The following is a 24,705-nucleotide window of genomic DNA, read 5'->3' on the forward strand; positions in this document are numbered from 1 at the left end:
GCGGGATTGTAGTTCGGCCGGGCTGCGCCCGGCACCCGCAGAGGCCGAAGCAACGGCCGAAGCAACGTCAGAAGCTGGCTTCCTGCGGGTTGGCGGGGTGGGCCCGGTTGCGGGGGCCGCCGTAAATCCGTCCATGGAGGCTCGGTCGCGCCATCCATGGCGCTCACGCCCCCGCAACCGGACCCACCCCGCCTTCGACAGTTTCCTGCGACCTGTAGATCCACGCCATGCGTGGATGAACATCTGTCAGATATCGAAGGATTTGATGAGATCAGAAGCCAGCCGTCGGCTCCGTCACCGGGAATCTGTCAGAGGCGGGGCGGTGTGGGTTGGCAGGACCGCAGGCGCCATGGATGGCGCCTACGAGCCCCCATGGAAGGGTTTACGGCGTGTCCTGCCAACCCACATCGCTCCGCCAAGCGAACAGACAACCCAGAGCCAGCTGTTGCTGTTGCTGTTGCTTTGGCCTCGGCCGGTGCCGGGCGCAGCCCGGCCGACCAACCCCTTGATTTCGGGACAATCACCCCTACCCCTTGGCGAGGCCGCACGCGCTTGCGCGGCACCGCACATGGAGCCCTACCCGATGACCGAGACGACCCAGACCGAAACCCTTGGCTTCCAGACCGAAGTCAAGCAGCTGCTGCAGCTGATGATCCACTCGCTGTACTCCAACAAGGAGATCTTCCTCCGCGAGCTGGTCTCCAATGCCGCCGACGCCGCCGACAAGCTGCGCTTCGAAGCCCTGACCCAGCCCGAGCTGCTGGAAGGCGACAGCGAGCTGCGCGTGCGCGTCAGCTTCGATCCGGCCGCCCACACCATCACCATCGAAGACAACGGCATCGGCATGAGCCGCGCCGATGCCATCACCCACCTCGGCACCATCGCCAAGTCCGGCACCGGCGACTTCCTGCGCCAGCTGTCCGGCGACCAGAAGAAGGACTCGCAGCTGATCGGCCAGTTCGGCGTCGGCTTCTACAGTGCCTTCATCGTCGCCGACGAAGTGGAAGTCACTTCGCGCCGCGCCGGCCTGGCCGCCAATGAAGGCGTGCGCTGGACCTCGCGTGGCGAAGGCGATTTCGATGTCGCCAGCATCGACAAGGCCGAGCGCGGCACCCGCATCGTCCTGCACCTGAAGGACGGCGAGCACGACTTCGCCGACGGCTGGCGCCTGCGCAGCATCCTCAAGAAGTACTCCGACCACATCGGCCTGCCGATCCAGATGCCCAAGGAAGGCGGCGAAGAAGGCGCCGCGATCGAGTGGGAAACCGTCAACCGCGCCAGCGCGCTGTGGACCCGCCCGCGCACCGAGATCAGCGATGCGGAGTACACCGAGTTCTACAAGCACGTCGCCCACGACCACAGCGACCCGCTGGCGTGGAGCCACAACAAGGTCGAAGGCAAGCTGGAGTACACCTCGCTGCTGTACGTGCCGGGCCGCGCGCCGTTCGACCTGTACCACCGCGATGCGCCCAAGGGCCTGAAGCTGTACGTGCAGCGCGTGTTCGTGATGGACCAGGCCGAACAGTTCCTGCCGCTGTACCTGCGTTTCATCAAGGGCGTGGTCGATTCCAACGACCTGTCGCTGAATGTCTCGCGCGAAATCCTGCAGTCCGGCCCGGTCATCGATTCGATGAAGGCCGCACTGACCAAGCGTTCGCTGGACATGCTGGAGAAGCTGTCCAGCGACAAGCCCGAGCAGTACGCCACGTTCTGGAAGGAATTCGGCCAGGTGCTGAAGGAAGGCCCGGCCGAGGACTACAACAACCGTGAGAAGGTCGCCGGCCTGCTGCGCTTCGCTTCCACCCGTGGCGAGGCCGATGCGCAGACCGTCTCGTTGGCCGACTACATCGGCCGCATGGCCGAAGGCCAGGACAAGATCTATTACTTGACCGGCGAGAGCTACAGCCAGGTGCGCAACAGCCCGCACCTGGAAGTGTTCCGCAAGAAGGGCATCGAAGTCCTGCTGCTGACCGATCGCATCGACGAGTGGCTGATGGGCTACCTGACCGATTTCGACGGCAAGGGCTTTGTCGACATCGCCCGCGGCGACCTCGACCTGGGCGCGCTGGAGAGCGAAGCGGACAAGCAGGAGCAGGAAGCCGCAGCCAAGGACAAGCAGGGCCTGGTCGAGCGCCTGAAGAACGTGCTCGGCGATGACGTGGCCGAAGTGCGCGTGTCGCACCGCCTGACCGATTCGCCGGCGGTGCTGGCCATCGGCGAACAGGACCTGGGCCTGCAGATGCGCCAGATCCTGGAAGCCAGCGGCCAGAAGGTGCCCGACAGCAAGCCGGTACTGGAGATCAACCCGGGTCATCCGCTGATCGCCAAGCTGGATGCTGAAGCCGATGGCGCACGTTTCGACGACCTGGGCCGGGTGCTGTTCGACCAGGCCGCACTGGCCGCCGGCGACAGCCTGAAGGACCCGGGTGCCTACGTGGCCCGTTTGAACAAGCTGCTGCTGGAGCTGTCGGCCTGACCGATGCCGGGATCGCCCGGCCTGGTGGGTGCCAACCTCGGTTGGCACCGCCATTGCCCCGGTAGATGCCACCCTTGGTTGGCGCTGCTGTTGGCCTGGTAGATGCCAACCTTGGTTGCCGCTTGAAAAGCTGCCGAGCATGGCTTGACTGCAAAAGCGTGCCAACCAAGGTTGGCACCTACCAGAGCCGGTCGGATCAAGCCCGTCCCGGAGCCGGTCGGATCAGACCCATCCCAGATGCGGTCCGATCAGGCCTGCCGATCCAGCAGCGAGCCCAGCATCTGGTCCTCGCGGCGGATCAGCACGCCATTGGCAGCGAAGGCCACCACCTCGGCCTTGGCAGCCAACAGGTCGCCCAGCGGTGCGGTCGGATCGGTGTCGCCATGGGACGTCACGCGGGTGTCCACCCCGCCCTGCGCTGCGGCATCGCGCTGCAGCTGCAGTCGTGGCGCATCCGGGGTCGCCAGGTTGGCCACATTGTGTGCAGCCACCTGCACGCCCTGCTGGGCCGCACGCATCCCGCTGAGCGCAACACCTGTCACATCGTTCATCGGCGGTCTCCCAGGCCACCCAACGCAGCCCTCCGGACCGGTTAACGGCCGCGCAGCTGCGACCTTGAGTCCACGCCGGCCATACAGGCCCGGGTGGTAGCATATCCCTCTGATTTCAGCGCCTTTTGCCAATGCTCAGTTTTTTCCGCCGCAAGAAGCCCCAGGACGCCGCCACACCGGACGCGCCCAAGACCCAGCACTACTCGGCTGAAGAGCTGGCGGCGGCATTCCCGTCGGCCGCGCCACCCGAGCAGGCCCCGGCCGCACCGGTAGCCCCGCCGATGGTGGAAGCGCCTGTGCCAGCTGCCACGCCCGAGGTCGTTGCGCCCGCAACGTCAACCGCGCCGGCCCCGCAAGCAACACTGCAGACGGCGCAGGAAACCATCCCCGAAGCCGCGCCCGCCCGCGTGCTGGCGCCGGAGAACTTCGAAGCCGAAGCGGCCGCCGCTGCCGCGGTGCTCGCCCCGCTGGCCCCGGTCATCCCGGCACAGGAACCTGCCGCCCCCGCCGCCGACCTGCCGGTACTGGTCGATGCCCCGGCTGCTGCGGCGGGCAAGCCCGGCTGGCGCGAGCGCCTGCGCAACAGTGCGTTTGCCCGCAGTTTCGGCGGCCTGTTCTCGCGCAACCCCAAGCTTGATGACGACCTGCTGGACGAGATCGAGACCGCGCTGCTGACCGCCGACGTTGGCGTTGCCGCCACCACCGACCTGATCGCCGACCTGCGCAAGCGCATGAAGGCGCGCGAGTTCATCGATGCCAATGCCCTGCTGGCGGCACTGCGCGCGGACCTGATCGCGATCCTGCAGCCGGTATCCAGGCCACTGGTCATCGACCGCAACGCCAAGCCGTTCGTGGTGCTGACCGTGGGCGTCAACGGCGTCGGCAAGACCACCACCATCGGCAAGCTGGCCAAGCGTTTCAAGGATGAGGGCCACAGCCTGATGCTGGCCGCTGGCGATACCTTCCGCGCCGCCGCCGTCGCCCAGCTGCAGATCTGGGGCGAGCGCAACGGCGTGGCCGTGGTCGCGCAGGGGCAGAACGCTGATGCCGCCTCGGTGGCCTACGATGCGCTGCAGGCCGGCAAGGCCCGCGGCACCTCGGTACTGATCGCCGATACCGCAGGCCGCCTGCACACCCAGTCCGGGCTGATGAACGAGCTGGGCAAGATCCGCCGCGTGCTCGGCAAGATCGACGAGAACGCGCCGCACGAAGTGCTGATGGTGATCGACGGCACCACCGGCCAGAACGCGCTTTCGCAGCTGCGCCAGTTCAATGCCGCAGTCAAGGTGACCGGCCTGGTGGTGACCAAGCTGGACGGTACCGCCAAGGGTGGCGTGGTGTTCGCGCTGGCCCGGGAGTTCGGCATTCCGATCCGTTTCGCCGGCATCGGCGAGCGCCCGGAAGACCTGCGCGTGTTCGATCCGGAAGCCTTCGTCGACGCCCTGTTGCCCGAAGCACTGGGCACTGCCTGACGCGCCCGCATCCGCGCATGGCGTGGCTCTACTGCAACCCGGTAGAGCCACCCCATGGGTGACCGGCCGCTGCCGTAGTAGAGCCACCCCATGGGTGGCTGCCCCCTGGAGTACCGATGCCCCGCCAGCCGAACGCCAGCGCCACGTCCGACCCTGAGCACGGCTTCGTTGCCCGCCTGCTCCACTGGTTCGACGACCACGGCCGCCACGACCTGCCCTGGCAGCATCCGCGCAGCCCGTACCGGGTGTGGTTGTCGGAGATCATGCTGCAGCAGACCCAGGTGGCCACGGTCATTCCGTACTTCCATCGGTTCCTGCAGCACTTCCCCACCCTGCCCGACCTTGCCGCCGCCAGCAACGACGCGGTAATGGCGCAGTGGGCCGGCCTGGGCTACTACGCCCGTGCACGCAATCTGCACGCCGCCGCCAAGCGCTGCGTGGCCGAGCACGGCGGCGACCTGCCGCGTGATTTCGATGCCCTGCACGATCTGCCCGGCATCGGCCGCAGCACCGCCGGCGCGATCCTCAGCCAGGCCTGGAACGACCCGTTCGCGATCCTCGATGGCAACGTCAAGCGCGTGCTCAGCCGCTATCACGGCGTCGAAGGCTTCCCTGGCCTGCCCGCCATCGAAAAGCAGCTGTGGGCCATCGCCGAAGCGCAGGTCGCCCAGGTGCCGGTTGGACGCATGGCCGACTACACCCAGGCGCAGATGGACCTCGGTGCCACGGTCTGCAGCCGGTCCAGACCGGCCTGCGTGATCTGTCCGCTGCAGGCCGATTGCGTGGCACGTCGCGAAGGCCGCACCGCCGAGCTGCCAACCGCAAAGCCAGGCAAGACGCTGCCCGAACGCGAGGCGGTGGCTTTGCTGCTGCGCGACAAGCAGCAGCGCGTACTGCTGCAGAAGCGGCCGGACACCGGCATCTGGGCACAGTTGTGGACGCTTCCGCAGGCCGATGCTGGCAGCGAGCTGCAGGACTGGTTCGACGTCCACGTCGATGGTTCGCTGGAAGATGCCGAGGAACTGCCAGTGCTGCAGCACACCTTCAGCCACTACAAACTGCACCTGCAGGTATTGTCACGGCAGGTGCACGGCCTGCGCGTGCAAGAACCCACGCTGCGCTGGGTTGGCGCCGCCGAACTGCCTGCACTGGGCTTGCCTGCCCCCATCCGCAAACTGCTTGAGGGCGCGCCCATCAAGAGCCCGAAGCGAACCTCCGCAAAATCCCGCAACCACGAGTGAGTGCCATGCCCCGAACCGTCTTCTGCCAGTACGAACAACGCGATGCCGAGGGCCTGGACTTCGTGCCTTACCCGGGCGAACTGGGCCAGCGTGTGTTCAACCACATCGGCAAGCCGGCGTGGACCGCATGGCTGGCACACCAGACCATGCTGATCAACGAGAACCGCCTTTCCCCGCGAAAGCCGGAGCATCGCGCCTGGCTGGAAACGGAACTGGTGAAGTTCCTGTTCGAGAAGGACGCGGAGAAGCCCGCCGGGTTCACCCCGGAAGCCTGACCTGCCGGTAGCGCCGGGCCATCCCGGCGTTCCCGCACCCGCCGGGCATGGCCCGGCGCTACCGGCCTATTTCGTGGACTCTTCGCGCTCCTGCACCTGCGCCTGGCGCATTTCCTTCTCCTCCGCCCGCAGCGACTTCACGTCCAGCTTGCGGATGGTCTTGATGAAGCACGGCATGCGCGGACCACCGGTCGGGTCACGTACCAGCACTTTGTCGAACGGCGCCGAGACGCGGCCCATGTGGCTGGTCAAGCCGATTGCCGGCGCGTAGGACAGATCCGGGCATGGCCCGCTCAGTTCCAGCAGGTAGGCCTCGCTGGGCTTGGTCCAGACCGCCAGCGCGCTGTCGCCCAGCTCGGTCCAGCCATTGAGACTGCCGAAGAACTGCATGTCCTTCTGCGGTGCGCCGGCGTGGGCACGATACAGCTCCAGCTTCTCGGCACTGCCCAAGCGCCCGGTGGTGGCGCAGCCAGCCAGGGCCAGGCACAGCCCGGCGATCAACAGTGGGGTCTTCATGGCGATCTCCGCGGGGGAACTGTGCCGATCATGCACCCGCCGGGGTGGTGCCGGCGCAACGGCCGGCAGCCCCGTTCAGGCCCTGCATCGAATCCGGTAGTCGCCAACCTTGGTTGGCGCTTGGCCGGCCGCTCAGACGTCGGCGTGGGCCAGCGCGTGCAGGCGCCCTTCGCGCAGCTCCAGCACCCGGTCCAGACGCCGTGCCAGCGAGCGGTCATGGGTCACCAGCACCAGGCTGGTATGCCGCGCACGGTTGAGCTCCAGCATCAGCTCGAACACGGTCGCAGCGGTGCGGTCATCCAGGTTGCCGGTCGGCTCGTCGCCCAGCACACAGGCCGGGTGATTGACCAACGCGCGCGCCACCGCGGCACGCTGGCGTTCGCCACCGGACAATTCGCCGGGCTTGTGGTCCAGGCGATGGCCCAGGCCGACCGATTCCAGCAGCGCCGTGGCGCGCGTAGTGGCCTCGGCCACCGCGGTACCGGCCAGCATCACCGGCATCATCACGTTTTCCAGCGCGGTGAATTCCGGCAGCAGGTGGTGGAACTGATAGACGAAACCCAGCGCCTGGTTGCGCAGCAGGCCGCGCGAGGTGTCCGACAGCGCCGACATGCGCTGGCCGGTGACATACACCTCGCCCGCGGTGGGCGTATCCAACCCGCCCAGCAGGTGCAGCAGTGTGCTCTTGCCGGCACCGGAGGCACCGATGATCGCAACCGTCTCACCTGCCGTCACCGTCAGGTCCAGCCCGTCGAACACCGGGGTCTGCATGCGCCCTTCGGCGTAGGTCTTGCCCAGCCCTTCGGCACGGATCACTTCATCGCCGCGGTTGAAGACCTTATTCATAGCGCAGGGCCTCCGCCGGCTGGGTGCGTGCTGCCCGCCAGGCGGGATACAGAGTGGCCAGGAAGCTCATCAGCAGCGCGACCAGGGTGATCACCACGATGTCGCTGGTCTGCATGTCGGTCGGCAGGCCGGTGATGTAGTACACATCCTCCGGCAGCAGCTTGACGTTGAACACCGACTCGATGGCGCCGAGGATGCGTTCCAGGTTCAAGGTCAGGGTGATGCCGCCGATCAGGCCGGCAAGGGTGCCGAAGATGCCGATCAGCGAGCCCTGCACCATGAACACCTGCATCACTCCGCCCGGGGTCAGGCCGAGGGTGCGCAGGATCGCGATATCGGCCTGCTTGTCGGTCACCAGCATCACCTGCGAGGACACCAGGTTGAACGCGCCCATGGCGATGATCAGCGAGAGCAGGATGCCCATCACCACTTTTTCCATGCGCAGCGAGTGGTACAGGTTGGCGTTCTGCTGGGTCCAGTCGCTGACCCGATAGGCACCGCCGAGGTTCTGCGCCAGGTCCACGCCCACCTCCAGCGAGCGGTCCATGTCATGCAGTTTCAGGCGCACGCCGGTGGCGCCATCCGAACGCAGCACGCGCTCCAGATCTTTCATGTTGGCAAAACCCACACCGCGATCGACCTCGTTGTAACCGGCCTCGAAGATGCCGCTGACGGTGAAGCGCTTCATCCGCGGCACCGCACCGGCTGGCGTGCCCTGCACTTCGGCGAAGGTCACCAGCACCTGGTCACCGACGTCCACGCCCAGCCAGACGGCCAGTTCCTTGCCCAGCAACAGGTTGAAGCTGCCCGGGGTCAGGCTGCCGTAGCTGCCCTTGGTGACCTTCTTGTCGATCACCGACACCTTCGGTTCCAGTGCCGGGTCGATGCCCTGGATGATCGCACCCTGCACGCGCGGGCCGCTGATCATCGACTGGATCTCGATATACGGCGCAGCACCGGCCACGCGCGGATCCTTGCTGGCCACATCGACCACGCGCATCCAGTCCGGCATCGGTTCGCCGTCGCGGCTGATGGTGGTGTGCGCGGTCATCTGCAGCAGGCGGCTGCGGATTTCCTTCTGGAAACCGCTCATGACCGCCAATGTGGTGATCAGCACCGTCACCCCGAGCGCGATGCCCAGGATCGATGCCATCGAAATGAAGGAGATGAAGCCGTTGCGGCGCTTGGCGCGCAGGTAGCGCAGGCCAATGGCCACGGGAATGGGTTTGAACATGCAGGCACGCCGGTCGATTCAGCCTATGGTGCCACCGACCGGGGCCGACGGGAAACGCTTCGTGCGGCCACGGCCAGTCGCAGTTCACGTCGTTGTGCGCGATCAAGCACGTCCGGCCAGAACAACAGGCGCCTGCGACGCCAGCCCTCGCGCCAGTGCAGCAGCAGCCAGGGCCCGCGCACCACCAGCCGGGGCTCGGCAATATCGCCGCCGTCCAGCCGCAGCAGCGCTGGCAGGGGCGGCAGCTGCAGCACGACAGGGGGCCGCCGCAGGCGCCAGCCCAGCTCAGCCAGGCCAAGCGCCCAGACCCCGATCAACGCCGGAAGCAGGTGCGCGGACGGCAGATCCGAAGCATGCAGCAGCCACGGCGCGGCCAGCAGTACCGCCAGCTGGGCGCCGGCCTGCAGCCGCGACGGGCGCCACTCAAGGCTTGAGGGCGAGGATCCTGTGCATGAGGGGGACGGCGTGTGCATGCGGGCAGGCCTCGTAGCCCATGAACCAGCGCCACAACTTATCGTCCTCGCAATCGAGCAGGAACAGGAAAACCTCGCGGTCTTCGGTCGGCGCACTGCTCCATTCGCGGTCCAGGTAGCGACCGAACAACTGATCCAGTTCACGCATGCCGCGACGGCAGCGCCAGCGCAGCTTCTTCAGCAGGACTTCTTCATCCATTGTGTTTCTCCAGATACAGCAAAGCCACGCATGGCGTGGCTCTGCTGGGGTCATGCAACCACCCGGCACCGTATCAGGCGCGGCGTTCCATCATCAGCTTCTTGATCTCGGCGATCGCCAGCGCCGGGTTCAGTCCCTTCGGGCAGGTCCGGGCGCAGTTCATGATGGTGTGGCAGCGGTACAGCTTGAACGGATCTTCCAGATCGTCCAGGCGCGCACCGGTGTCCTCGTCGCGCGAATCGATGATCCAGCGGTAGGCCTGCAGCAGGATCGCCGGGCCCAGGTAACGCTCGCCGTTCCACCAGTAGCTCGGGCAGCTGGTCGAGCAGCACGCGCACAGGATGCACTCGTACAGGCCATCGAGCTTCTTGCGGTCTTCCGGCGACTGCAGGCGCTCACGGTCCGGCGGTGCCGGGGTCTGGGTGCGGATCCACGGCTTGATCGAGGCGTACTGCGCGTAGAAGTGGGTCAGGTCCGGAACCAGATCCTTGACCACGTTCATGTGCGGCAGCGGATAGATCGGCACTTCCTTCTTGCCGCAGTCCGAGATGGCCCGGGTGCAGGCCAGGGTGTTGGTGCCGTCGATGTTCATCGCGCACGAACCACAGATACCTTCGCGGCACGAGCGGCGGAAGGTCAGGGTCGGGTCGATCTCGTTCTTGATCTTGATCAGCGCGTCCAGGACCATCGGGCCGCAGGCGTCCAGATCGACATCATAGGTGTCGGTGCGCGGATTGCTGTCGTCGTCCGGACTCCAGCGATAGATCTTGAAGGTGCGCACGTTCTTGCCGCCGGTCTTGGCGGGGAAGTGCTTGCCCTTCGTGATCTTGGAATTCTTGGGGAGTGAAAACTCGGCCATGGCTGCTCTCGTTGGCTCAGGCGGCCCGCGCCCGAGGGCGCGGATTGCATGTTAGGCGGGGTCGGATCAGTACACGCGCGGCTTCGGCGGCACCACGGACACGTCATCAGTCAACGTGTACATGTGCACCGGACGGTAGTCGAAGCTGCACTTGCCCTTCTCGTCCACGCTGACCAGGGTGTGCTTCTGCCAATTGACGTCGTCGCGGTCCGGGAAGTCCTCGTGCGCGTGTGCGCCGCGGCTTTCCTTGCGCTGCTCGGCCGAGTTGATCGTCGCCACTGCATTCAGCAGCAGGTTGTTCAGCTCGTAGGTCTCGATCAGGTCCGAGTTCCAGACCAGGGAACGGTCGGAGACCTTCACGTCCTGGAACGAATCGAAGATCTTGTCCATCTTCTCGCAGCCTTCCTTCAGCGTCTGGCTGGTACGGAAGACCGCCGCGTCGGCCTGCATGGTGCGCTGCATGCGATCGCGGATGACCGAAGTCGGAGTATCGCCGTTGGCGTGGCGCAGCTTGTCCAGCAGGCCCAGCGCCTTGTCGCAGGCGTCGGCCGGCAGGGTCTTGTGCGCCGCACCCGGGGTGATCGTCGCCGCGCAACGGTTGGCCACCGCACGCCCGAACACCACCAGGTCCAGCAGCGAATTCGAACCCAGGCGGTTGGCACCGTGCACCGAAACGCAGGCCGCTTCGCCGATGGCGTACAGGCCCGGCACGACCGCATCGGGGTTCTCGCCGTCCTTGCGCACCACTTCACCGTGGTAGTTGGTCGGGATGCCGCCCATGTTGTAGTGCACGGTCGGAATCACCGGGATCGGCTGCTTGTGCACGTCGACGCCGGCGAAGATGCGCGCGCTTTCGGCGATGCCCGGCAGCTTGTCGTCGATCACGCCCGGGCCAAGGTGGGTCAGGTCGAGCAGGATGTGGTCCTTGTGCTCGCCCACGCCACGGCCTTCGCGGATCTCGATGGTCATCGAACGGCTGACCACGTCGCGCGAAGCCAGGTCCTTGTAGTGCGGTGCGTAACGCTCCATGAAGCGCTCGCCGCTGCTGTTGCGCAGGATGCCGCCTTCACCGCGGACACCCTCGGTGATCAGGCAGCCGGCGCCGTAGATGCCGGTCGGATGGAACTGCACGAACTCCATGTCCTGCATGGCAATGCCGGCGCGCATGGCCAGGCCGCCACCGTCGCCGGTGCAGGTATGCGCCGAGGTGGCGCTGAAGTAAGCGCGGCCGTAGCCGCCGGTGGCCAGCACCACGCCCTGGGCGCGGAACAGGTGCAGTGTGCCGTCGGACATGTCCAACGCCAGCACACCACGGCAGGCACCTTCGTCGTCGAAGATCAGGTCGAGCGCGAAGTACTCGATCATGAAGCGTGCGTCGTGCTTCAGCGACTGCTGGTACAGCGTGTGCAGCATCGCGTGGCCGGTACGGTCGGCCGCCGCGCAGGTACGCTGCGCCGCCGGGCCTTCGCCGTACTTGGTGGTCATGCCACCGAACGGACGCTGGTAGATCTTGCCTTCGGCGGTGCGGCTGAACGGCACGCCGTAGTGCTCGAGTTCGATGATCGCCGGAATCGCTTCACGGCACATGTACTCGATGGCGTCCTGGTCGCCCAGCCAGTCCGAACCCTTGATGGTGTCGAAGAAGTGGTAACGCCAGTCGTCCTCGCCCATGTTGCCGAGCGCGGCGGAGATACCCCCCTGCGCAGCAACCGTGTGCGAACGGGTCGGGAAGACCTTGGTCAGGCACACGGTCTGCAGGCCCTTGGCGGCCAGGCCGAACGTGGCACGCAGGCCGGCGCCGCCGGCGCCCACCACGACCATGTCGTACTTGTGTTCGGTAATCTTGTAAGCGGACATCTAGTCTGGATTCCTGTCTTGGCGCCTGGGCTCAGGCAACGCCGAGGGCGATGCGGCCCACCGCAAACACACTGACGATCATGCCGAGCACGGCAACGAACTTCACCGCGGTCTGCAGCACCAGGGCCAGCAGCGATTCGTGGATGTAGTCCTCCAGCACGACCTGCAGGCCGAGCTGGGCATGCCAGAACATGGCGATCAGCAGGCCGATCAGCGGAACGGCGTTCCACGGCTTGGCGATCGCGGCGGTGGCGGTCACGTAATCCGAGCCCAACAGGCCCAGCACGAACACCAGGAACCAGATGCCCAGCACCACCAGCGCGGCGGCGGTCAGGCGCTGATGCACGAAGTGCTCGGTGCCGGTCTTGGCCGAACCGAGACCGCGCACGCCCTTCAACGGGGTACGGAACTTGCTCATGCGCCACCTCCGAACAGCACATAGGCCCACACCGCCAGGGTGATCAGCAGGCTGCCGATCACCGACATCCAGCTGCTGCGGATGAAGGTGGCAATGCGGAATCCGATCGCGAAGTCCTGCACGATATGGCGGATGCCATTGCACAGGTGATAGGCGAACGACCATGTCCACGCGAACAGGAACACGCGGCCATACCAGGCCCCGGCATGGCCGGTGAAGCAGTTCCAGGATTCGGGCCCCATCATCAGAGCCAACAGGCCTCCGGCGATGATGAGGGCACCAACAGACAGAAAGACGCCAGTGGCTCGATGCAGGATCGAGGTGGCCATCTGAATCTGCCAGCGATACACCTGAAGGTGCGGAGAAAGGGGACGTTGTCTGGTCGCCATTCGCTGGGCTCGTTGTCTCGGCTGGGCGGCATAAGGCCGCGTTGGCTCAATGCTGATCAAAAATCGATGCAGCGTCCGTTTTTTTCCCAATCGCCATACCGCACCGGATCAAGTCCGCCACGGCCACCGAATTCTTCTTCCACCTCTGGTTGTTCCACGGGCACAGGGACCGGGGGAACCAGCGGGGCTTCAGCTTCGGCGTCGGGAGTGGGGGTTGTTTGGCCTATCATGATGGGTCTCGCAACGCACAAATTTTAGACCTCGTTCACGTGCCTGACAACCTTCCCCCTGCTTTCGTCGCATATCCGCGCCTGCCCGGCCATCAATTGCTGAGCCTGCAGGGCGTGGATGCAGTGGCTTTTGCCCATGCCCAGTTCAGCAGCGACGTGACCGCCCTGCCCCTGCTGCATTGGCAGTGGAGCGCGTGGCTGAGCGCCAAGGGCCGCACCCTGGCGGTGTTCCAGCTGCTGCGCCTGGCCGATGACCATGTGCTGCTGGTGCTCGCCGACGGCGATGCCGATGCGATTGCGTCGCAACTGCAACGCTTCGTGTTCCGCCGCAAAGTGAAACTGCAGGTGCATGCGGACCTGGCCGTTGCCGGTGCCTTTACTGCGCCGGAAGCCGCCGCTGGCGCCGCCATCGCGCTGGTCGGCAGCCAGGGTTGGGAGCTGGATCTGGGCAACGACGCACTTCCCCGTACGCTGCGCATCGGCCCGGTCGAGGCCTTCCCGGCCAGCGACGAAGCCGAAGATGCCGCCTTCGCCCTGGCCTGGCGCCAGACCGACCTGCGCTTTGGCCTGCCACGCTTGGCAGAGAGCCAGCGCGAGGTGTGGACCCCGCAACAGCTGGGCCTGGACCGCCTCAACGGCTACAGCGTGAAGAAGGGCTGCTACCCCGGCCAGGAAATCGTCGCGCGCACCCATTTCCTCGGCAAGGCCAAGCGCGCGGTGCAGCTGCTGCATACCGCTGCACCTGCGCAGGCAGGCGATGGCGTGCAGCAGGACGGGGTCGCGCTCGGCACCCTGGCCAGCGTGGCCGGCGATCTGGCACTGGCCGTGCTGCCGCTGGAGACCGGCGACAGCGAACTGCAGGTGGGCAACGCGGTCGCGCAGCGGATGCCGCTGCTGGACGGCCTGGCGCGCTGAGGCGCCCGCCGGACATGGTCCGGCGCTACCACTGGCCTTGTGGGTGCGGAACGTTGGTCCGCACCGGATGGGTAGTGCAGGCCGCTGGCCGGCACTACCGGTTACAGGCGCTCGCCGGTTTCCGGGTTGAAGAAATGCAGGCCCTGCGGGTGGATCGCCACTCGGATGTCCTCGCCCACGCCCGGCAGCGACTGCGGCGCCACGCGCATGGTCAGCGCGTGCTGGCCGCTGCTCATGTTGACGAAGATCTCGTTGCCGACCGGCTCGATGCCCTCGATGCGTGCGGTGAACGCATGGGTGTCTTCGCTGCCTGCCGGCTGCAGGTGCTCGGGGCGCACGCCCACGGCGATCGGCTTCTGCAGCCACGCCGGATCGATCGTCGCCTGCCCCAGCGGAGCACGCCACTGGCCATCGACCACGGTCACGCCACCGGCGTCGCCCTGCAGCGTGCCGCGCAGCACGTTCATCGCCGGGCTGCCGAGGAAGCCGGCCACGAACAGGTTGGCCGGGCGGTCGTACAGCGCCATCGGCGTATCGATCTGCTGGATGATGCCGTCCTTCAGCACCACGATGCGCTGGCCAAGGGTCATCGCCTCGACCTGATCGTGGGTCACGTAGATCATGGTGGTGCCCAGCTTGCGGTGCAGCTGCGCGATCTCGGTGCGCACACTGTGGCGCAGCTTGGCATCCAGGTTCGACAGCGGCTCGTCGAGCAGGAACACCGCCGGCTCGCGCACCAGCGCACGGCCCAATGCAACGCGCTGGCGCTGGCCACCGGACATCGCCTTGGGCAGCTTGTCCATCATGTCGGTCAGCCCCAGCGTCTGCGCGGCTTCGCTGATGCGCTTGTCGATGGTCGCCTTGTCGTGCCCGCGCAGCTTCAGGCCAAAGGCCAGGTTCTCGGCCACGGTCATGTGCGGATACAGCGCGTAACTCTGGAACACCATCGCGATGTCGCGATCCTTCGGCGCCACGTCGTTGACCACGCGATCGCCGATGGTCAACGTGCCGCCGCTGATCTCTTCCAGCCCGGCCACCATCCGCAACAGGGTCGACTTGCCACACCCCGACGGACCGACCAGCACCATCAGCTCGCCATCGGCGACCTCGAAGGTGGCGTCCTTCACCGCAACCTGGCCGTTGTCGTAGACCTTGCGCACACCCTGCAACTGCACTTTTGCCATTTCACTCATCCAGTGCGCCCGACGCCGGGCTGTCTTTTGGGACTGCCTCGGCCCTCCCGATGGCAGTGATGATTGCGCGGTCGCCGCATGACGGCGACCACTGCAATCGAATACAGTTGCCCATTCTGCCATGTAAACGTTTTCACGTGGCACTATCCGACTGTCGGTGCGCACCGACCTGCATCGTCGACCGAACGAAGGGTTGCCGCTGTAGTGGTTTCGATTGGAACGGTGCTCCGCCAACCCGGAAAACCGATCCAGATGAGCCTCGGACAGGCAGTTGCGCGGATGTCCCCCGAACCCAGCCATGAAGCGATTGACAACGATGTCACCCGGATCTGAAACTCGAGCGATGCACGACACACTCTTCCTGTTTGGTGCCACAGGTGATCTGGCCCAGCGCTACCTGTTCCCTTCGCTGCTGCGCCTGCTCGGCGACGGCCTGCTGCCGGAGGATTTCCGCATCCGTGCGCTGGCCCTGTCGGGCCACGACACCGCAGCCTTCCATGACATCCTGCGCCCACGCCTGCAGCAGGCGATGCCGATGGCCAGCCAGGAGGACATCGCCTCCCTGCTGCGCCGCATCGACTACCGCTCGGTGGACCTGCGCGACGTCGACTCGGTCGCCGCTGCCGTGTCAGACCTGGTCGACCGCCGCTGCGTGAGCTACCTGGCGATCCCGCCGGGCCTGTACATCTCCACCTGCGAGGGCCTGGCCAAGGGCGGCGCGCTGGCCGCACCCGCGCGGCTGATGCTGGAGAAGCCGATCGGCAGCGACAGCGAAAGCGCCGAGGAGATCATCACCACCATCGGCCAGTGGATCGACGAAGACCGCGTGTTCCGCCTGGATCACTACCTGGGCAAGGCGGCGGTACAGAACCTGATCGCGCTGCGCTTCGGCAACACGCTGCTGGAAGCGGTGTGGAACCGCAATTACATCGAATCGGTGCACATCCTGGTCGCCGAGAGCGAAGGCGTGGATGGCCGCGATGCCTACTACGCACGCTCCGGCGCCCTGCGCGACATGGTGCAGAGCCACATCCTGCAGCTGCTGTGCATGGTGGCGATGGAGCCGCCGGCGTCGCTGGAAGCCGACCGCATCCGCGATGAGAAGGTCAAGGTGCTGCGCGCACTGCGCCCGCTGGATGCCAAGCACGCCGCGCGTGACAGCGTGCGCGGCCGCTACACCGCCGGCAGCATCAACGGCCAGCCCGCACAGGCCTACCAGCCGCCGGAAGGCAGCGACGTGGAGACCTTCGCCGGTGTCACCGCGCACATCGACAACTGGCGCTGGAGCGGCGTGCCGTTCCACCTGGTCACCGGCAAGCGCCTGCCCGAGCGCACCACCCGCGTGGTGGTGACCCTCAAGCCGGTCACGCATTGGTTGTTCGAGCGTCCGCAGCGTGCGCAGGCCGCACCGAACCGCCTGGTGTTCCAGCTGCAGCCGCAGGAGAACATCGAACTGGGCCTGATGAGCAGCCTGGCCGGGCCGGAATGGGGCGCGCTGGAACTGCAGCCGCTGGAGCTGGAGCTGTCGGTGCCGACCGGCCTGCATCGCCGCATTGCCTACGAGCGCCTGTTCCTGGACGCCTTCAACGGCAACCACACCCTGTTCGTGCGCGATGACGAGGTGCGTGCCGCTTGGGCCTGGATCGACAGCGTTGCCGATGCCTGGAAGGCGGCCAACCTGCCGCTGGAACCCTACCCTGCCGGCCAGTGGGGCCCGGCCAACGCGGTCGACTTCCTGCCGCAGGGCGTGGATGCGCCCGACAGCGGAGCGTCGGAATGAGTGCCAGCTCGCAGCCCGTGCTTGTGGCCGACATCGGCGGCACCAACGCCCGCTTCGCCCTGGCCGACACCTCGCAGGACGCCCCGCTGCTGAAAGAGAGCATCCGCGAGTACGCCGTGGCGGAGTTCCCGTCGCTGGGTGATGCCGCGCGCCACCATCTGGAGCAGATCGGCGCCACCGCAAGCCGTGGCGTGTTCGCAGTCGCCGGTCGTGTCGATGGTGACGAAGCCCGCATCACCAACCATCCGTGGGTGATCTCGCGCAGCCGCACGGCCGCGATGCTTGGTTTCAACGAACTGCACCTGATCAACGACTTCGCCGCGCAGGCGATGGCGATTTCGCTGCTGCAGCCCGATGACGTGGTCCAGGTCGGCGGTGCCGCCTGGGTTCCGGGCAAGCCGGGTCAGCCGCGCAACTACGCAGTGATCGGCCCAGGTACCGGCCTCGGCGTCGGCGGCCTGATCCTTCGCCACGGCCGCTGTTACCCGCTGGAAACCGAGGGTGGTCATGTCAGCTTCCCGCCGGGAACGCCGGAAGAGATCCGCATCCTGGAGATCCTGTCCGAGCAGTTCGGGCGCGTCTCCAACGAGCGGCTGATCTGCGGCCCCGGCCTGGTCAACATCCATCGCGCAATCTGCGAGATGGCGGGTATCGACCCGGGCCAACTGCAACCGGTGGACGTGACCGCCCGCGCCCTGCACGGCGATCCACAGGCGATGCGTACCGTGGATGTGTTCTGCGCGGTGTTCGGCGCCATTGCCGGTGATCTGGTGCTGACCCAGGGCGCCTGGGATGGCGTGTTCCTGACCGGTGGGCTGACTGCGAAGATGCTCGATTCATTGCAGCACTCCGGTTTCCGCCAGCGCTTCGAACACAAGGGCCGGTTCTCTTCGATCATGGCGCGGGTGCCGTCGCTGGCCGTGATGCATCCCCACGCCGGACTGCTGGGCGCCGCTGCCTATGCTGCCGACGCCGAACGTGACGCACCAGGAGTTGCCGCATGAGCCCAATCTTCCAGGACGACCGTATCGACTTCATCAACCACGGCGATGCCGATGGCTGGATCGAAGCGGTTGCAGCCGAAATGGCCCAGGCGATCAACCACGACATCACCGAACTGGGCCGCGCACGCATCCTGTTGTCCGGCGGCACCACGCCGGCACCGGTGTACCAGGCGCTGGCCGAGCTGGACGTGCATTGGGACCGCGTTGAAGTGAGCCTGGCCGACGAACGCTGGTTGTCGCCGCAGGATCGCGACAGCAATGCGTGGCTGGTGCGCGAGAACCTGCTCACACGTGCCGAAGGTGCGCACTTCGATCCGCTGGTGCGGATCGGCAAGCCGCTGCCCGAGTGCGTGTACACCGCCAACCTGCAGGCCCAGTACAGCCAGGCGCCAAGCCTGGTCGCACTGGGCATGGGCAACGACGGCCATACCGCCTCGCTGTTCCCGTGCTCGAAGGACCTGACCCGCGCGCTGGAAAGCACCCTGCCGTATGCCGCACTGGATGCCACCGGCTGTCCCGGTGCCAACCAGTGGCCGCTGCGCATCACCCTGACCCCGCGCGGCCTGGCCCAGTGCCGCCAGCGCCTGCTGCTGCTGCGCGGCAAGCAGAAGCTGCAGGTGCTGCGCCAGGCATTGGACAGCAACGACCCGCAGCAGTATCCGATCCTCAACGCGATCAACCTGGAAGGCGCGCGCCTGCGCGTCCACTGGGCTGATTGATGTCGGCGGCGGCGCCTTGCTGCCGTTTGCCTCTCGCCACCTCGAACGCCGGTAGCCCATGAGCCTCCATCCGCAACTGCAAGCCATCACTGAGCGCGTCATCCGCCGCAGCGCCGCCTCGCGCGCCGCCTATCTGGCAGCGATCGACGCCTCCCTGCGCGATGGCCCGTTCCGCAGCCGCCTCAGCTGCGGCAACCTCGCCCACGGTTTCGCCGCCTGTGGCGGCACCGACAAGAGCCGCCTGCGTGGCGGCGTGACGGCCAACCTGGGCATCATCACCGCCTACAACGACATGCTGTCGGCGCACCAGCCGTTCGAAACCTATCCCGAACAGATCCGTGCGGTGGCCCGCGAGCTGGGCGCGACGGCACAGGTTGCCGGCGCTGTGCCGGCGATGTGCGACGGCGTCACCCAGGGCCGTGGCGGCATGGAGCTGTCGCTGTTCTCGCGTGATGTCATTGCCCAGGCCACCGCGATCGGGCTCAGCCACGACATGTTCGATACCACCGTGTACCTCGGTGTGTGCGACAAGATCGTGCCGGGCCTGCTGATCGGCGCCCTCGCCTTCGGCCACCTTCCGGCGGTGTTCGTGCCGGCTGGCCCGATGACGCCGGGCATTCCCAACAAGCAGAAGGCCGAAGTGCGCGAGCGCTACGCCGCCGGTGAAGCGACCCGCGAAGAACTGCTGGAAGCCGAATCGGCGTCCTACCACGGCGCAGGCACCTGCACCTTCTACGGCACCGCCAATTCCAACCAGGTGCTGCTGGAAGCGATGGGCGTGCAGCTGCCGGGCGCATCGTTCGTCAATCCGGACACGCCGCTGCGCGATGCACTGACCCGCGAAGCCACCGAGCGCGCACTGGACATCACTGCGCTGGGCGACGACTTCCGTCCGCTGGGCCGGATCATCGACGAGCGCGCGATCATCAACGCGGTCATCGCGCTGATGGCCACCGGCGGCTCGACCAACCACACCATCCACTGGATCGCGGTGGCACGTGCGGCCGGCATCGTGCTGACCTGGGACGACTTCGACGAGCTGTCGCAGCTGATCCCGCTGCTGGCACGTGTCTATCCGAATGGCGAGGCCGACGTGAACCGCTTCGCTGCAGCGGGTGGCCCGGCGTTCGTGTTCGGTGAGCTGATCAAGGCTGGCCTGATGCATGGCGACCTGGTCAGCGTCGCCCGTGGCGGCATGGCCGACTACGCCCGCGAGCCGCAGCTGCGCGATGGCAAGCTGGTGTACCTGCCGGGCCTGGAGCGCAGCGCCGATGAAGAAGTGGTGCGCAGCGTCGACAACCCGTTCGAGAGCCAGGGTGGCCTGCGCCTGTTGCGCGGCAACCTCGGCAAGTCGCTGATCAAGCTGTCGGCGGTGAAGCCGCAGTACCGCACCATCGAAGCGCCGGCCGTGGTGGTTGATGCGCCGCAGGTGCTGAACAAGCTGCATGCCGGCGGCCTGCTGCCCGAGCATTTCGTGGCGGTGGTGCGTTACCAGGGGCCGCGCGCGAATGGCATGCCGGAACTGCATTCGCTGGCGCCGCTGCTGGGCCTGCTGCAGAACCAGGGAAGGCGCGTGGCGCTGGTCACCGATGGTCGCCTGTCCGGCGCCTCGGGCAAGATTCCCGCCGCCATCCACGTGACGCCGGAAGCTGCGCGCGGTGGTCCGCTGGGCAAGGTGCGCGAGGGCGACATCATCCGCCTGGATGGTGAGGCCGGCACCCTTGAGGTGCTGGTGGACGCAGGCGAATGGGCAGCGCGTACACATGCGCCGAATACGTCGCCGACGGCCAATGACCTGGGCCGCAACCTGTTTGCGATCAACCGGCGCGTGGTGGGTCCGGCCGATCAGGGCGCGATCTCTATTTCGTGCGGTCCGGCGGCGGCTGACGGTGTGCCGTGGGACTACGACGCGGAGTATGAGCTGGGGCACGATGCGGCGGCGGCGGCGGCGCCGCATGAGGCGAAGGACGCCTGAGGGATTGAAGCGCGTTGCGGGTTTGTCGCAGCGGTAAATTTCCTGGCTGAGGGCGCGGTCAGCCCCAGCCGGGACACGCCGTAAACCCATCCATGATGGGGGCTCGGTCGCGGCATCCATGCCGCTCACGGTCCCGTCTGGGGCTGACCGCGCCCTCCTGACACTCCCCCCGGCGCGTCAACGCCGCGAAGTGATCATTGAAAGCACAACTAGAGCGAAAGCAAAGGCAGAAGCAGAGCTATGGGTATCGAACAACATCAGGTGCGGGCGGCGGAGTTGTTGCATGCGGCCGGCATCCTGCCGGTGGTGACGATTCATACGCTGGACCAGGCACGTGCGGTCAGCGCGGCGCTGCTGGAAGGCGGATTGCCGGCGATCGAGCTGACGCTGCGTACGCCGGTGGCGATGGAAGCGCTGGCGATGCTCAAGCGTGAGCTGCCGGATGTGGTGGTCGGCGCCGGTACGGTGCTGACGGTGGAGCAGATGCAACAGTCGATCGATGCGGGCGCCGATTTCCTGGTGACCCCGGGCACGCCGCCGGTGCTGGCCGATGCGTTGGCTGCGGCACCGCTGCCGGTGGTACCGGGTGCGGCGACGCCGACCGAACTGCTGGCGCTCTACGCGCGCGGTTTCCGCGTGTGCAAGCTGTTCCCGGCCACGGCCGTGGGTGGCCTGGCGATGATCAAGGGCGTAGCCGGCCCGATCGCCGACCTCAAGCTGTGCCCGACCGGTGGCATCACCGAGAACACCGCCGCCGAGTACTTGGAGCAGAAGAACGTGGTCTGCATCGGTGGCTCGTGGATGGTGCCGGGCAACTGGATCGACGCCGGCCAGTGGGACAAGGTGCGCGAAAGCGCGGCGCAGGCCGCGAAGATCGTCAAGCGCGTACGCGGTCACTGACGCAGTACGGAGTCAGAGCCCTTTCCCGCCGGGAAAGGGATCCGACCCCAAGCGCGCAAAGCGCGCGACCCGCTCCTGCCGTTCCTTCTTCATTCCGCGGTGGCAGCGCACGGAACCTGTCCGTGGCCGGGCGGATGGGTTGCGCAGGGGCGTGAGCCGCATGGATGCGGCGACCGAGCTTACATGGACGTACTTGCAGCGTCCCCTGCGCAGCCCATCCGTCCGGCCAACCCCACGAACTCCGTCGCACCACCGCGAGGGGCTCAGCCGTTGGCCGACACCCTTACAGCGGCCGTGCCGGATCCACCAGCCCGTACTGGCTGGCCATCCGCGCCAACGCGATGTTGTCGTGGATTCCCATCTTCTCGAACAACCGTGCCTTGTGCGTGTTGACCGTCTTCGCGCTCAGGCTCAGACGACGGGCGATGTCTTCCTGGCGCAGGCCCTGGGTCAGCAGCAACGCCACTTCCAGCTCACGCGGCGACAGGTTGTCGAACGGCGAGCCGTTGCCTTCCACGGTGGACAACGCCAGGTTCTGCGCGATGCTCGTGCCCAGGTAGCGCCGTCCGGCGGCTACGTCGCGCACCGCTCGCAGCAGTTCCTGCGCATCACAGCCCTTGCCGATGTAACCGGCAGCCCCGGCTTCGAGCAGGCGCTTGGGCAGCGGACCGTCTTCCAGCACCGACACGATCACCACCCGCGTGCTGCGGTGGCCACGGACGATGCGCTCGGTCACTTCCATCCCGCTCACGCCGGGCAGGTGCAGATCACACAGCACCACGTCCGGTTGCAGCTGGCGGATCGCGGGCAGCGCGTCTTCGCCCGTTTCGGCCTCGCCCACCACTTCAATGTCGGTTTCACTCGACAGTATCATTTTCATCCCGGTGCGGACCAACGCATGGTCATCCACTAGGTAGACTCGAATCGTCATTCACGTACCTCTTCGAATGCGGCCAATACGGGTCAACCTAGGCAGGAGCACCTGACCACTGCAAGCGCGGATGTTGCGCAATTCCGGCGTTCTGCCTTGCGCATCACATTCTTCACGCACTGATCGTGCCCCTTGCCCTGCAGAACCCGTTACAACGAAACAACCCGTCCCTCAGGTAGACGCCCTTGGGAGGGCATCCACGTCACTCCCCTTGCGTGATCGCTTCGCTGGCCGTCGCTGGCGGCGAACCGTGCCGTCGCCATGGATGGCGGCGGCTGAACATGACCAGATAGCACCCTACCACCCAAACCAGCGCGGCACACCACCCGGCGAGGATGTCGGAGGGGTAATGCACCCCCAGATAGACCCGGGAAACGCTTACCAGCAGGCTGAACGACGGCGCCAGCAGCAGCACCGGCCAGCGCCAGCGGGTATTCCAGGCCAGCAGCACCAGGGTGACCGCCAGGGTCATCGAGCCCATCGCGTGGCCACTGGGGAAACTGAACGTGGATTCCGGCGCGATCGATTCCCACAGGCTGGGCCGGTCACGCTGGAAGAAGTGCTTGCTGCCCATGTTGAGCAGCGCCGACCCTACGAAGCTCACGGCCACGAAGGTCGCTTCACGCCAACGCCGGTGCCAGGCCAGTGCACCGACAATCAGCACATCGGCCGGGATCAGGAACCACTCGTAGCCCAGTTTCGACAACAGCACGAACACGTGGTCCAGCCACGGCGAATGCAGGCCGTGCATCTGCCACAGCAGCGGCGCATCGAAATGGAAGGATTCGAACTCGTGCACCTCGTCGGCCAGGGCGACGAATCCGGCCAGCGGCAGCAGCACGCCGGCAAACAGCAGCAGCAGCCGCCAGGCATTGCGCGCCATCCAGTGGCGGAAGCCGGAGGCGGGCTCCGGTGCAGCGAGGATCGTCGGCTTACCCGGCGCTTCGGACATAGGTGCGTTCAACGTAATCATCGATCAGGGCGACGAATTCCTGGGCGATGTTCTCGCCACGCAGGGTCACCTTCTTCTCGCCATCGACGAACACCGGTGCCGACGGTGCTTCACCGGTGCCCGGCAGCGAGATGCCGATGTTGGCATGCCGCGACTCACCCGGCCCGTTGACCACGCAACCCATCACCGCCAGGGTCATGTTCTCCGCACCCGGGTGCTGGATCTTCCACAGCGGCATCTTTTCGCGCACGTGGTTCTGCACCACCTTGGCCAGCTCCTGGAAGAATTCCGAGGTGGTGCGGCCGCAGCCCGGGCACGCCGTGACCAGCGGAGTGAAGGCGCGCTGGCCGGTGGTCTGCAGCAGTTCCTGGGCGACGATCACTTCCTGCGTGCGCGACTGGCCCGGTTCGGGCGTCAGCGAAATGCGGATGGTGTCGCCGATGCCTTCCTGCAGCAGCACGCTCAGTGCCGCCGCCGAGGCGACGATGCCCTTGCTGCCGATACCGGCTTCGGTCAGGCCCAGATGCAGGGCGAAGTCCGAACGCTGGGCCAGGTCGCGGTAGACCGCGATCAGCTCCTGCACGCCGCTGACCTTGGCCGACAGGATGATGCGATCGCGTGGCAGGCCGATGTCCACGGCCTGCTCAGCCGAATCCAGCGCCGAACGGATCAGCGCCTCGCGCAGCACGCGGCCGGCGTCCCAGGGCTGTTCGCGGTGGTTGTTCTCGTCCATCAGCTTGGCCGCCAGGGCCTGGTCCAGCGAGCCCCAGTTGGCGCCGATGCGCACCGGCTTGTTGTAGCGGATGGCGAACTCGATCAGCTGGGCGAACTGCAGGTCCTTCTTCTTGCCGAAGCCCACGTTGCCCGGGTTGATGCGGTACTTGGCCAGCGCTTCGGCGCAGGCCGGCTCGGCCGTCAGCAGCTGGTGGCCGTTGTAGTGGAAGTCGCCGATCAGCGGCACGTCGATGCCCATCATCGCCAGCTTGTCGACGATGCGCGGGATCGCCGCGGCCGCTTCGACCGTGTTGACGGTCAGGCGCACCATTTCCGAGCCGGCACGCCAGAGCTCAGCGACCTGCTTGACGCTGGACGCCACATCGGACGTGTCGGTATTGGTCATCGACTGCACCACGACCGGCTTGCCACCGCCCACGGTGACTCCACCGATCTGGACCGCTTGGGTCAGGCGACGGGGCCAGGAAGTGGCATCGGAGGGGGCTGTAGGGCGGGTGACGGCGTCATGCATGCGGGCATTCTAACGCCCGCCCCGACCTTCCGGGTGTGTCGCATTCAGGCGACA

General features: G+C 66.5%; 24 protein-coding genes. 10 read left to right on the forward strand and 14 right to left on the reverse strand.

All coding sequences use genetic code 11. The features are described 5' to 3' along the window. Window positions 1–583 precede the first annotated feature (583 nt). The gene (gene htpG / locus K5K93_RS04480) at window positions 584–2,476 is read left to right on the forward strand and encodes a molecular chaperone HtpG (protein WP_222389956.1); all 1,893 of its coding nucleotides are present in this window, start codon (window positions 584–586) and stop codon (window positions 2,474–2,476) included. 248 nt (window positions 2,477–2,724) lie between these two features. On the opposite strand, the gene K5K93_RS04485 is transcribed toward htpG, so the two are convergent. Then, complete coding sequence (locus K5K93_RS04485; protein WP_222389957.1) at window positions 2,725–3,027, reverse strand: hypothetical protein; 303 nt, start codon at window positions 3,025–3,027, stop codon at window positions 2,725–2,727. A 131-nt stretch (window positions 3,028–3,158) separates the two neighbouring features. Here K5K93_RS04485 and ftsY point away from each other — a divergent pair, with 131 nt between their 5' ends. From ftsY to K5K93_RS04500, 3 genes are all read left to right on the forward strand, one after another. Then, complete coding sequence (ftsY, locus tag K5K93_RS04490; protein WP_222389958.1) at window positions 3,159–4,499, forward strand: signal recognition particle-docking protein FtsY; 1,341 nt, start codon at window positions 3,159–3,161, stop codon at window positions 4,497–4,499. A 116-nt stretch (window positions 4,500–4,615) separates the two neighbouring features. Beyond that, window positions 4,616–5,740: an A/G-specific adenine glycosylase gene (gene mutY, locus K5K93_RS04495; protein ID WP_222389959.1), complete on the forward strand. Its 1,125-nt coding sequence runs from the start codon at window positions 4,616–4,618 to the stop codon at window positions 5,738–5,740. Window positions 5,741–5,745: 5 nt separating this feature from the next. After that, window positions 5,746–6,015, forward strand: a complete 270-nt coding sequence (locus K5K93_RS04500) for an oxidative damage protection protein (protein WP_222389960.1) — start codon at window positions 5,746–5,748, stop codon at window positions 6,013–6,015. Window positions 6,016–6,081: 66 nt separating this feature from the next. On the opposite strand, the gene K5K93_RS04505 is transcribed toward K5K93_RS04500, so the two are convergent. The 9 genes from K5K93_RS04505 to sdhC form a co-directional block, all read right to left on the reverse strand. Then, complete coding sequence (locus K5K93_RS04505; RefSeq protein WP_093820190.1) at window positions 6,082–6,531, reverse strand: DUF6491 family protein; 450 nt, start codon at window positions 6,529–6,531, stop codon at window positions 6,082–6,084. 132 nt (window positions 6,532–6,663) lie between these two features. Next, on the reverse strand, window positions 6,664–7,377 hold the full coding sequence (lolD, locus tag K5K93_RS04510; RefSeq protein WP_222389961.1) for a lipoprotein-releasing ABC transporter ATP-binding protein LolD: 714 nt from the start codon (window positions 7,375–7,377) through the stop codon (window positions 6,664–6,666). Next, window positions 7,370–8,611, reverse strand: coding sequence for a lipoprotein-releasing ABC transporter permease subunit (locus K5K93_RS04515; RefSeq protein ID WP_093819978.1), 1,242 nt, complete (start codon window positions 8,609–8,611; stop codon window positions 7,370–7,372). Before K5K93_RS04515 ends, lolD begins: the two co-directional genes overlap by 8 nt. A 23-nt stretch (window positions 8,612–8,634) precedes the next feature. Continuing rightward, window positions 8,635–9,084: a hypothetical protein gene (locus tag K5K93_RS04520; RefSeq protein WP_222389962.1), complete on the reverse strand. Its 450-nt coding sequence runs from the start codon at window positions 9,082–9,084 to the stop codon at window positions 8,635–8,637. Then, the gene (locus K5K93_RS04525; RefSeq protein WP_032977868.1) at window positions 9,035–9,283 is read right to left on the reverse strand and encodes a succinate dehydrogenase assembly factor 2; all 249 of its coding nucleotides are present in this window, start codon (window positions 9,281–9,283) and stop codon (window positions 9,035–9,037) included. The genes K5K93_RS04520 and K5K93_RS04525 overlap by 50 nt, the downstream gene beginning before the upstream one ends. Window positions 9,284–9,356: 73 nt before the next feature. After that, window positions 9,357–10,142 carry a succinate dehydrogenase iron-sulfur subunit gene (locus K5K93_RS04530; RefSeq protein WP_025878815.1) on the reverse strand — a complete coding sequence of 262 codons (786 nt, stop codon included), beginning with the start codon at window positions 10,140–10,142 and terminating at the stop codon, window positions 9,357–9,359. Between the two features lie 66 nt (window positions 10,143–10,208). Beyond that, on the reverse strand, window positions 10,209–11,999 hold the full coding sequence (gene sdhA / locus K5K93_RS04535) for a succinate dehydrogenase flavoprotein subunit (RefSeq protein ID WP_080149147.1): 1,791 nt from the start codon (window positions 11,997–11,999) through the stop codon (window positions 10,209–10,211). A 31-nt stretch (window positions 12,000–12,030) separates the two neighbouring features. Then, complete coding sequence (gene sdhD / locus K5K93_RS04540; protein ID WP_025878813.1) at window positions 12,031–12,417, reverse strand: succinate dehydrogenase, hydrophobic membrane anchor protein; 387 nt, start codon at window positions 12,415–12,417, stop codon at window positions 12,031–12,033. After that, on the reverse strand, window positions 12,414–12,806 hold the full coding sequence (sdhC, locus tag K5K93_RS04545; protein WP_080149149.1) for a succinate dehydrogenase, cytochrome b556 subunit: 393 nt from the start codon (window positions 12,804–12,806) through the stop codon (window positions 12,414–12,416). Before sdhC ends, sdhD begins: the two co-directional genes overlap by 4 nt. A 269-nt stretch (window positions 12,807–13,075) precedes the next feature. Between sdhC and K5K93_RS04555 the strand changes: the two genes are divergently transcribed. Further along, complete coding sequence (locus K5K93_RS04555) at window positions 13,076–13,951, forward strand: folate-binding protein (protein WP_222389964.1); 876 nt, start codon at window positions 13,076–13,078, stop codon at window positions 13,949–13,951. Between the two features lie 101 nt (window positions 13,952–14,052). Here K5K93_RS04555 and ugpC read toward each other — a convergent pair whose 3' ends face one another. Continuing rightward, a complete protein-coding gene (gene ugpC / locus K5K93_RS04560; RefSeq protein ID WP_025878810.1) occupies window positions 14,053–15,135 on the reverse strand; it encodes a sn-glycerol-3-phosphate ABC transporter ATP-binding protein UgpC in 1,083 nt (360 codons plus the stop codon). A gap of 352 nt (window positions 15,136–15,487) precedes the next feature. On the opposite strand from ugpC, the gene zwf reads away from it, so the two are divergent. The 5 genes from zwf to K5K93_RS04585 all read left to right on the forward strand — a co-directional run bounded on the left by zwf (window position 15,488) and on the right by K5K93_RS04585 (window position 21,522). Continuing rightward, window positions 15,488–16,924, forward strand: coding sequence for a glucose-6-phosphate dehydrogenase (zwf, locus tag K5K93_RS04565; protein ID WP_222389966.1), 1,437 nt, complete (start codon window positions 15,488–15,490; stop codon window positions 16,922–16,924). Further along, window positions 16,921–17,928: a glucokinase gene (gene glk / locus K5K93_RS04570; RefSeq protein ID WP_100468153.1), complete on the forward strand. Its 1,008-nt coding sequence runs from the start codon at window positions 16,921–16,923 to the stop codon at window positions 17,926–17,928. Before zwf ends, glk begins: the two co-directional genes overlap by 4 nt. Beyond that, window positions 17,925–18,647, forward strand: a complete 723-nt coding sequence (gene pgl / locus K5K93_RS04575; protein WP_222389967.1) for a 6-phosphogluconolactonase — start codon at window positions 17,925–17,927, stop codon at window positions 18,645–18,647. Before glk ends, pgl begins: the two co-directional genes overlap by 4 nt. A gap of 58 nt (window positions 18,648–18,705) precedes the next feature. After that, the gene (edd, locus tag K5K93_RS04580) at window positions 18,706–20,622 is read left to right on the forward strand and encodes a phosphogluconate dehydratase (protein WP_222389968.1); all 1,917 of its coding nucleotides are present in this window, start codon (window positions 18,706–18,708) and stop codon (window positions 20,620–20,622) included. A gap of 240 nt (window positions 20,623–20,862) precedes the next feature. Further along, window positions 20,863–21,522 (forward strand): bifunctional 4-hydroxy-2-oxoglutarate aldolase/2-dehydro-3-deoxy-phosphogluconate aldolase, encoded by a 660-nt coding sequence (locus K5K93_RS04585; RefSeq protein ID WP_032977879.1) that lies wholly within the window; start codon window positions 20,863–20,865, stop codon window positions 21,520–21,522. A gap of 283 nt (window positions 21,523–21,805) precedes the next feature. On the opposite strand, the gene K5K93_RS04590 is transcribed toward K5K93_RS04585, so the two are convergent. The 3 genes from K5K93_RS04590 to ispG all read right to left on the reverse strand — a co-directional run bounded on the left by K5K93_RS04590 (window position 21,806) and on the right by ispG (window position 24,651). Next, on the reverse strand, window positions 21,806–22,453 hold the full coding sequence (locus K5K93_RS04590; RefSeq protein WP_025878804.1) for a response regulator: 648 nt from the start codon (window positions 22,451–22,453) through the stop codon (window positions 21,806–21,808). Window positions 22,454–22,655: 202 nt separating this feature from the next. Further along, window positions 22,656–23,405: a phosphatase PAP2 family protein gene (locus tag K5K93_RS04595; RefSeq protein WP_025878803.1), complete on the reverse strand. Its 750-nt coding sequence runs from the start codon at window positions 23,403–23,405 to the stop codon at window positions 22,656–22,658. Beyond that, on the reverse strand, window positions 23,386–24,651 hold the full coding sequence (gene ispG / locus K5K93_RS04600; protein WP_088101382.1) for a flavodoxin-dependent (E)-4-hydroxy-3-methylbut-2-enyl-diphosphate synthase: 1,266 nt from the start codon (window positions 24,649–24,651) through the stop codon (window positions 23,386–23,388). The genes K5K93_RS04595 and ispG overlap by 20 nt, the downstream gene beginning before the upstream one ends. Window positions 24,652–24,705 lie beyond the last annotated feature (54 nt).

The sequence above is a fragment of the Stenotrophomonas sp. DR822 genome (assembly GCF_019793815.1).
Taxonomy (GTDB): domain Bacteria; phylum Pseudomonadota; class Gammaproteobacteria; order Xanthomonadales; family Xanthomonadaceae; genus Stenotrophomonas; species Stenotrophomonas indicatrix.

Bases quoted from the DNA above. Each gene is read 5' to 3' on its own strand.
- sdhD (WP_025878813.1), bottom strand. From the start codon at position 12,417: ATGAGCAAGTTCCGTACCCCGTTGAAGGGCGTGCGCGGTCTCGGTTCG.
- K5K93_RS04505 (WP_093820190.1), bottom strand. From the start codon at position 6,531: ATGAAGACCCCACTGTTGATCGCCGGGCTGTGCCTGGCCCTGGCTGGC.
- pgl (WP_222389967.1), top strand. From the start codon at position 17,925: ATGAGCCCAATCTTCCAGGACGACCGTATCGACTTCATCAACCACGGC.
- K5K93_RS04500 (WP_222389960.1), top strand. From the start codon at position 5,746: ATGCCCCGAACCGTCTTCTGCCAGTACGAACAACGCGATGCCGAGGGC.
- ftsY (WP_222389958.1), top strand. From the start codon at position 3,159: ATGCTCAGTTTTTTCCGCCGCAAGAAGCCCCAGGACGCCGCCACACCG.
- sdhC (WP_080149149.1), bottom strand. From the start codon at position 12,806: ATGGCGACCAGACAACGTCCCCTTTCTCCGCACCTTCAGGTGTATCGC.
- lolD (WP_222389961.1), bottom strand. From the start codon at position 7,377: ATGAATAAGGTCTTCAACCGCGGCGATGAAGTGATCCGTGCCGAAGGG.
- K5K93_RS04525 (WP_032977868.1), bottom strand. From the start codon at position 9,283: ATGGATGAAGAAGTCCTGCTGAAGAAGCTGCGCTGGCGCTGCCGTCGC.
- ispG (WP_088101382.1), bottom strand. From the start codon at position 24,651: ATGCATGACGCCGTCACCCGCCCTACAGCCCCCTCCGATGCCACTTCC.
- K5K93_RS04530 (WP_025878815.1), bottom strand. From the start codon at position 10,142: ATGGCCGAGTTTTCACTCCCCAAGAATTCCAAGATCACGAAGGGCAAG.
- K5K93_RS04485 (WP_222389957.1), bottom strand. From the start codon at position 3,027: ATGAACGATGTGACAGGTGTTGCGCTCAGCGGGATGCGTGCGGCCCAG.
- mutY (WP_222389959.1), top strand. From the start codon at position 4,616: ATGCCCCGCCAGCCGAACGCCAGCGCCACGTCCGACCCTGAGCACGGC.
- zwf (WP_222389966.1), top strand. From the start codon at position 15,488: ATGCACGACACACTCTTCCTGTTTGGTGCCACAGGTGATCTGGCCCAG.
- K5K93_RS04590 (WP_025878804.1), bottom strand. From the start codon at position 22,453: ATGACGATTCGAGTCTACCTAGTGGATGACCATGCGTTGGTCCGCACC.
- htpG (WP_222389956.1), top strand. From the start codon at position 584: ATGACCGAGACGACCCAGACCGAAACCCTTGGCTTCCAGACCGAAGTC.
- glk (WP_100468153.1), top strand. From the start codon at position 16,921: ATGAGTGCCAGCTCGCAGCCCGTGCTTGTGGCCGACATCGGCGGCACC.
- edd (WP_222389968.1), top strand. From the start codon at position 18,706: ATGAGCCTCCATCCGCAACTGCAAGCCATCACTGAGCGCGTCATCCGC.
- K5K93_RS04520 (WP_222389962.1), bottom strand. From the start codon at position 9,084: ATGCACACGCCGTCCCCCTCATGCACAGGATCCTCGCCCTCAAGCCTT.
- ugpC (WP_025878810.1), bottom strand. From the start codon at position 15,135: ATGGCAAAAGTGCAGTTGCAGGGTGTGCGCAAGGTCTACGACAACGGC.
- sdhA (WP_080149147.1), bottom strand. From the start codon at position 11,999: ATGTCCGCTTACAAGATTACCGAACACAAGTACGACATGGTCGTGGTG.
- K5K93_RS04595 (WP_025878803.1), bottom strand. From the start codon at position 23,405: ATGTCCGAAGCGCCGGGTAAGCCGACGATCCTCGCTGCACCGGAGCCC.
- K5K93_RS04585 (WP_032977879.1), top strand. From the start codon at position 20,863: ATGGGTATCGAACAACATCAGGTGCGGGCGGCGGAGTTGTTGCATGCG.
- K5K93_RS04515 (WP_093819978.1), bottom strand. From the start codon at position 8,611: ATGTTCAAACCCATTCCCGTGGCCATTGGCCTGCGCTACCTGCGCGCC.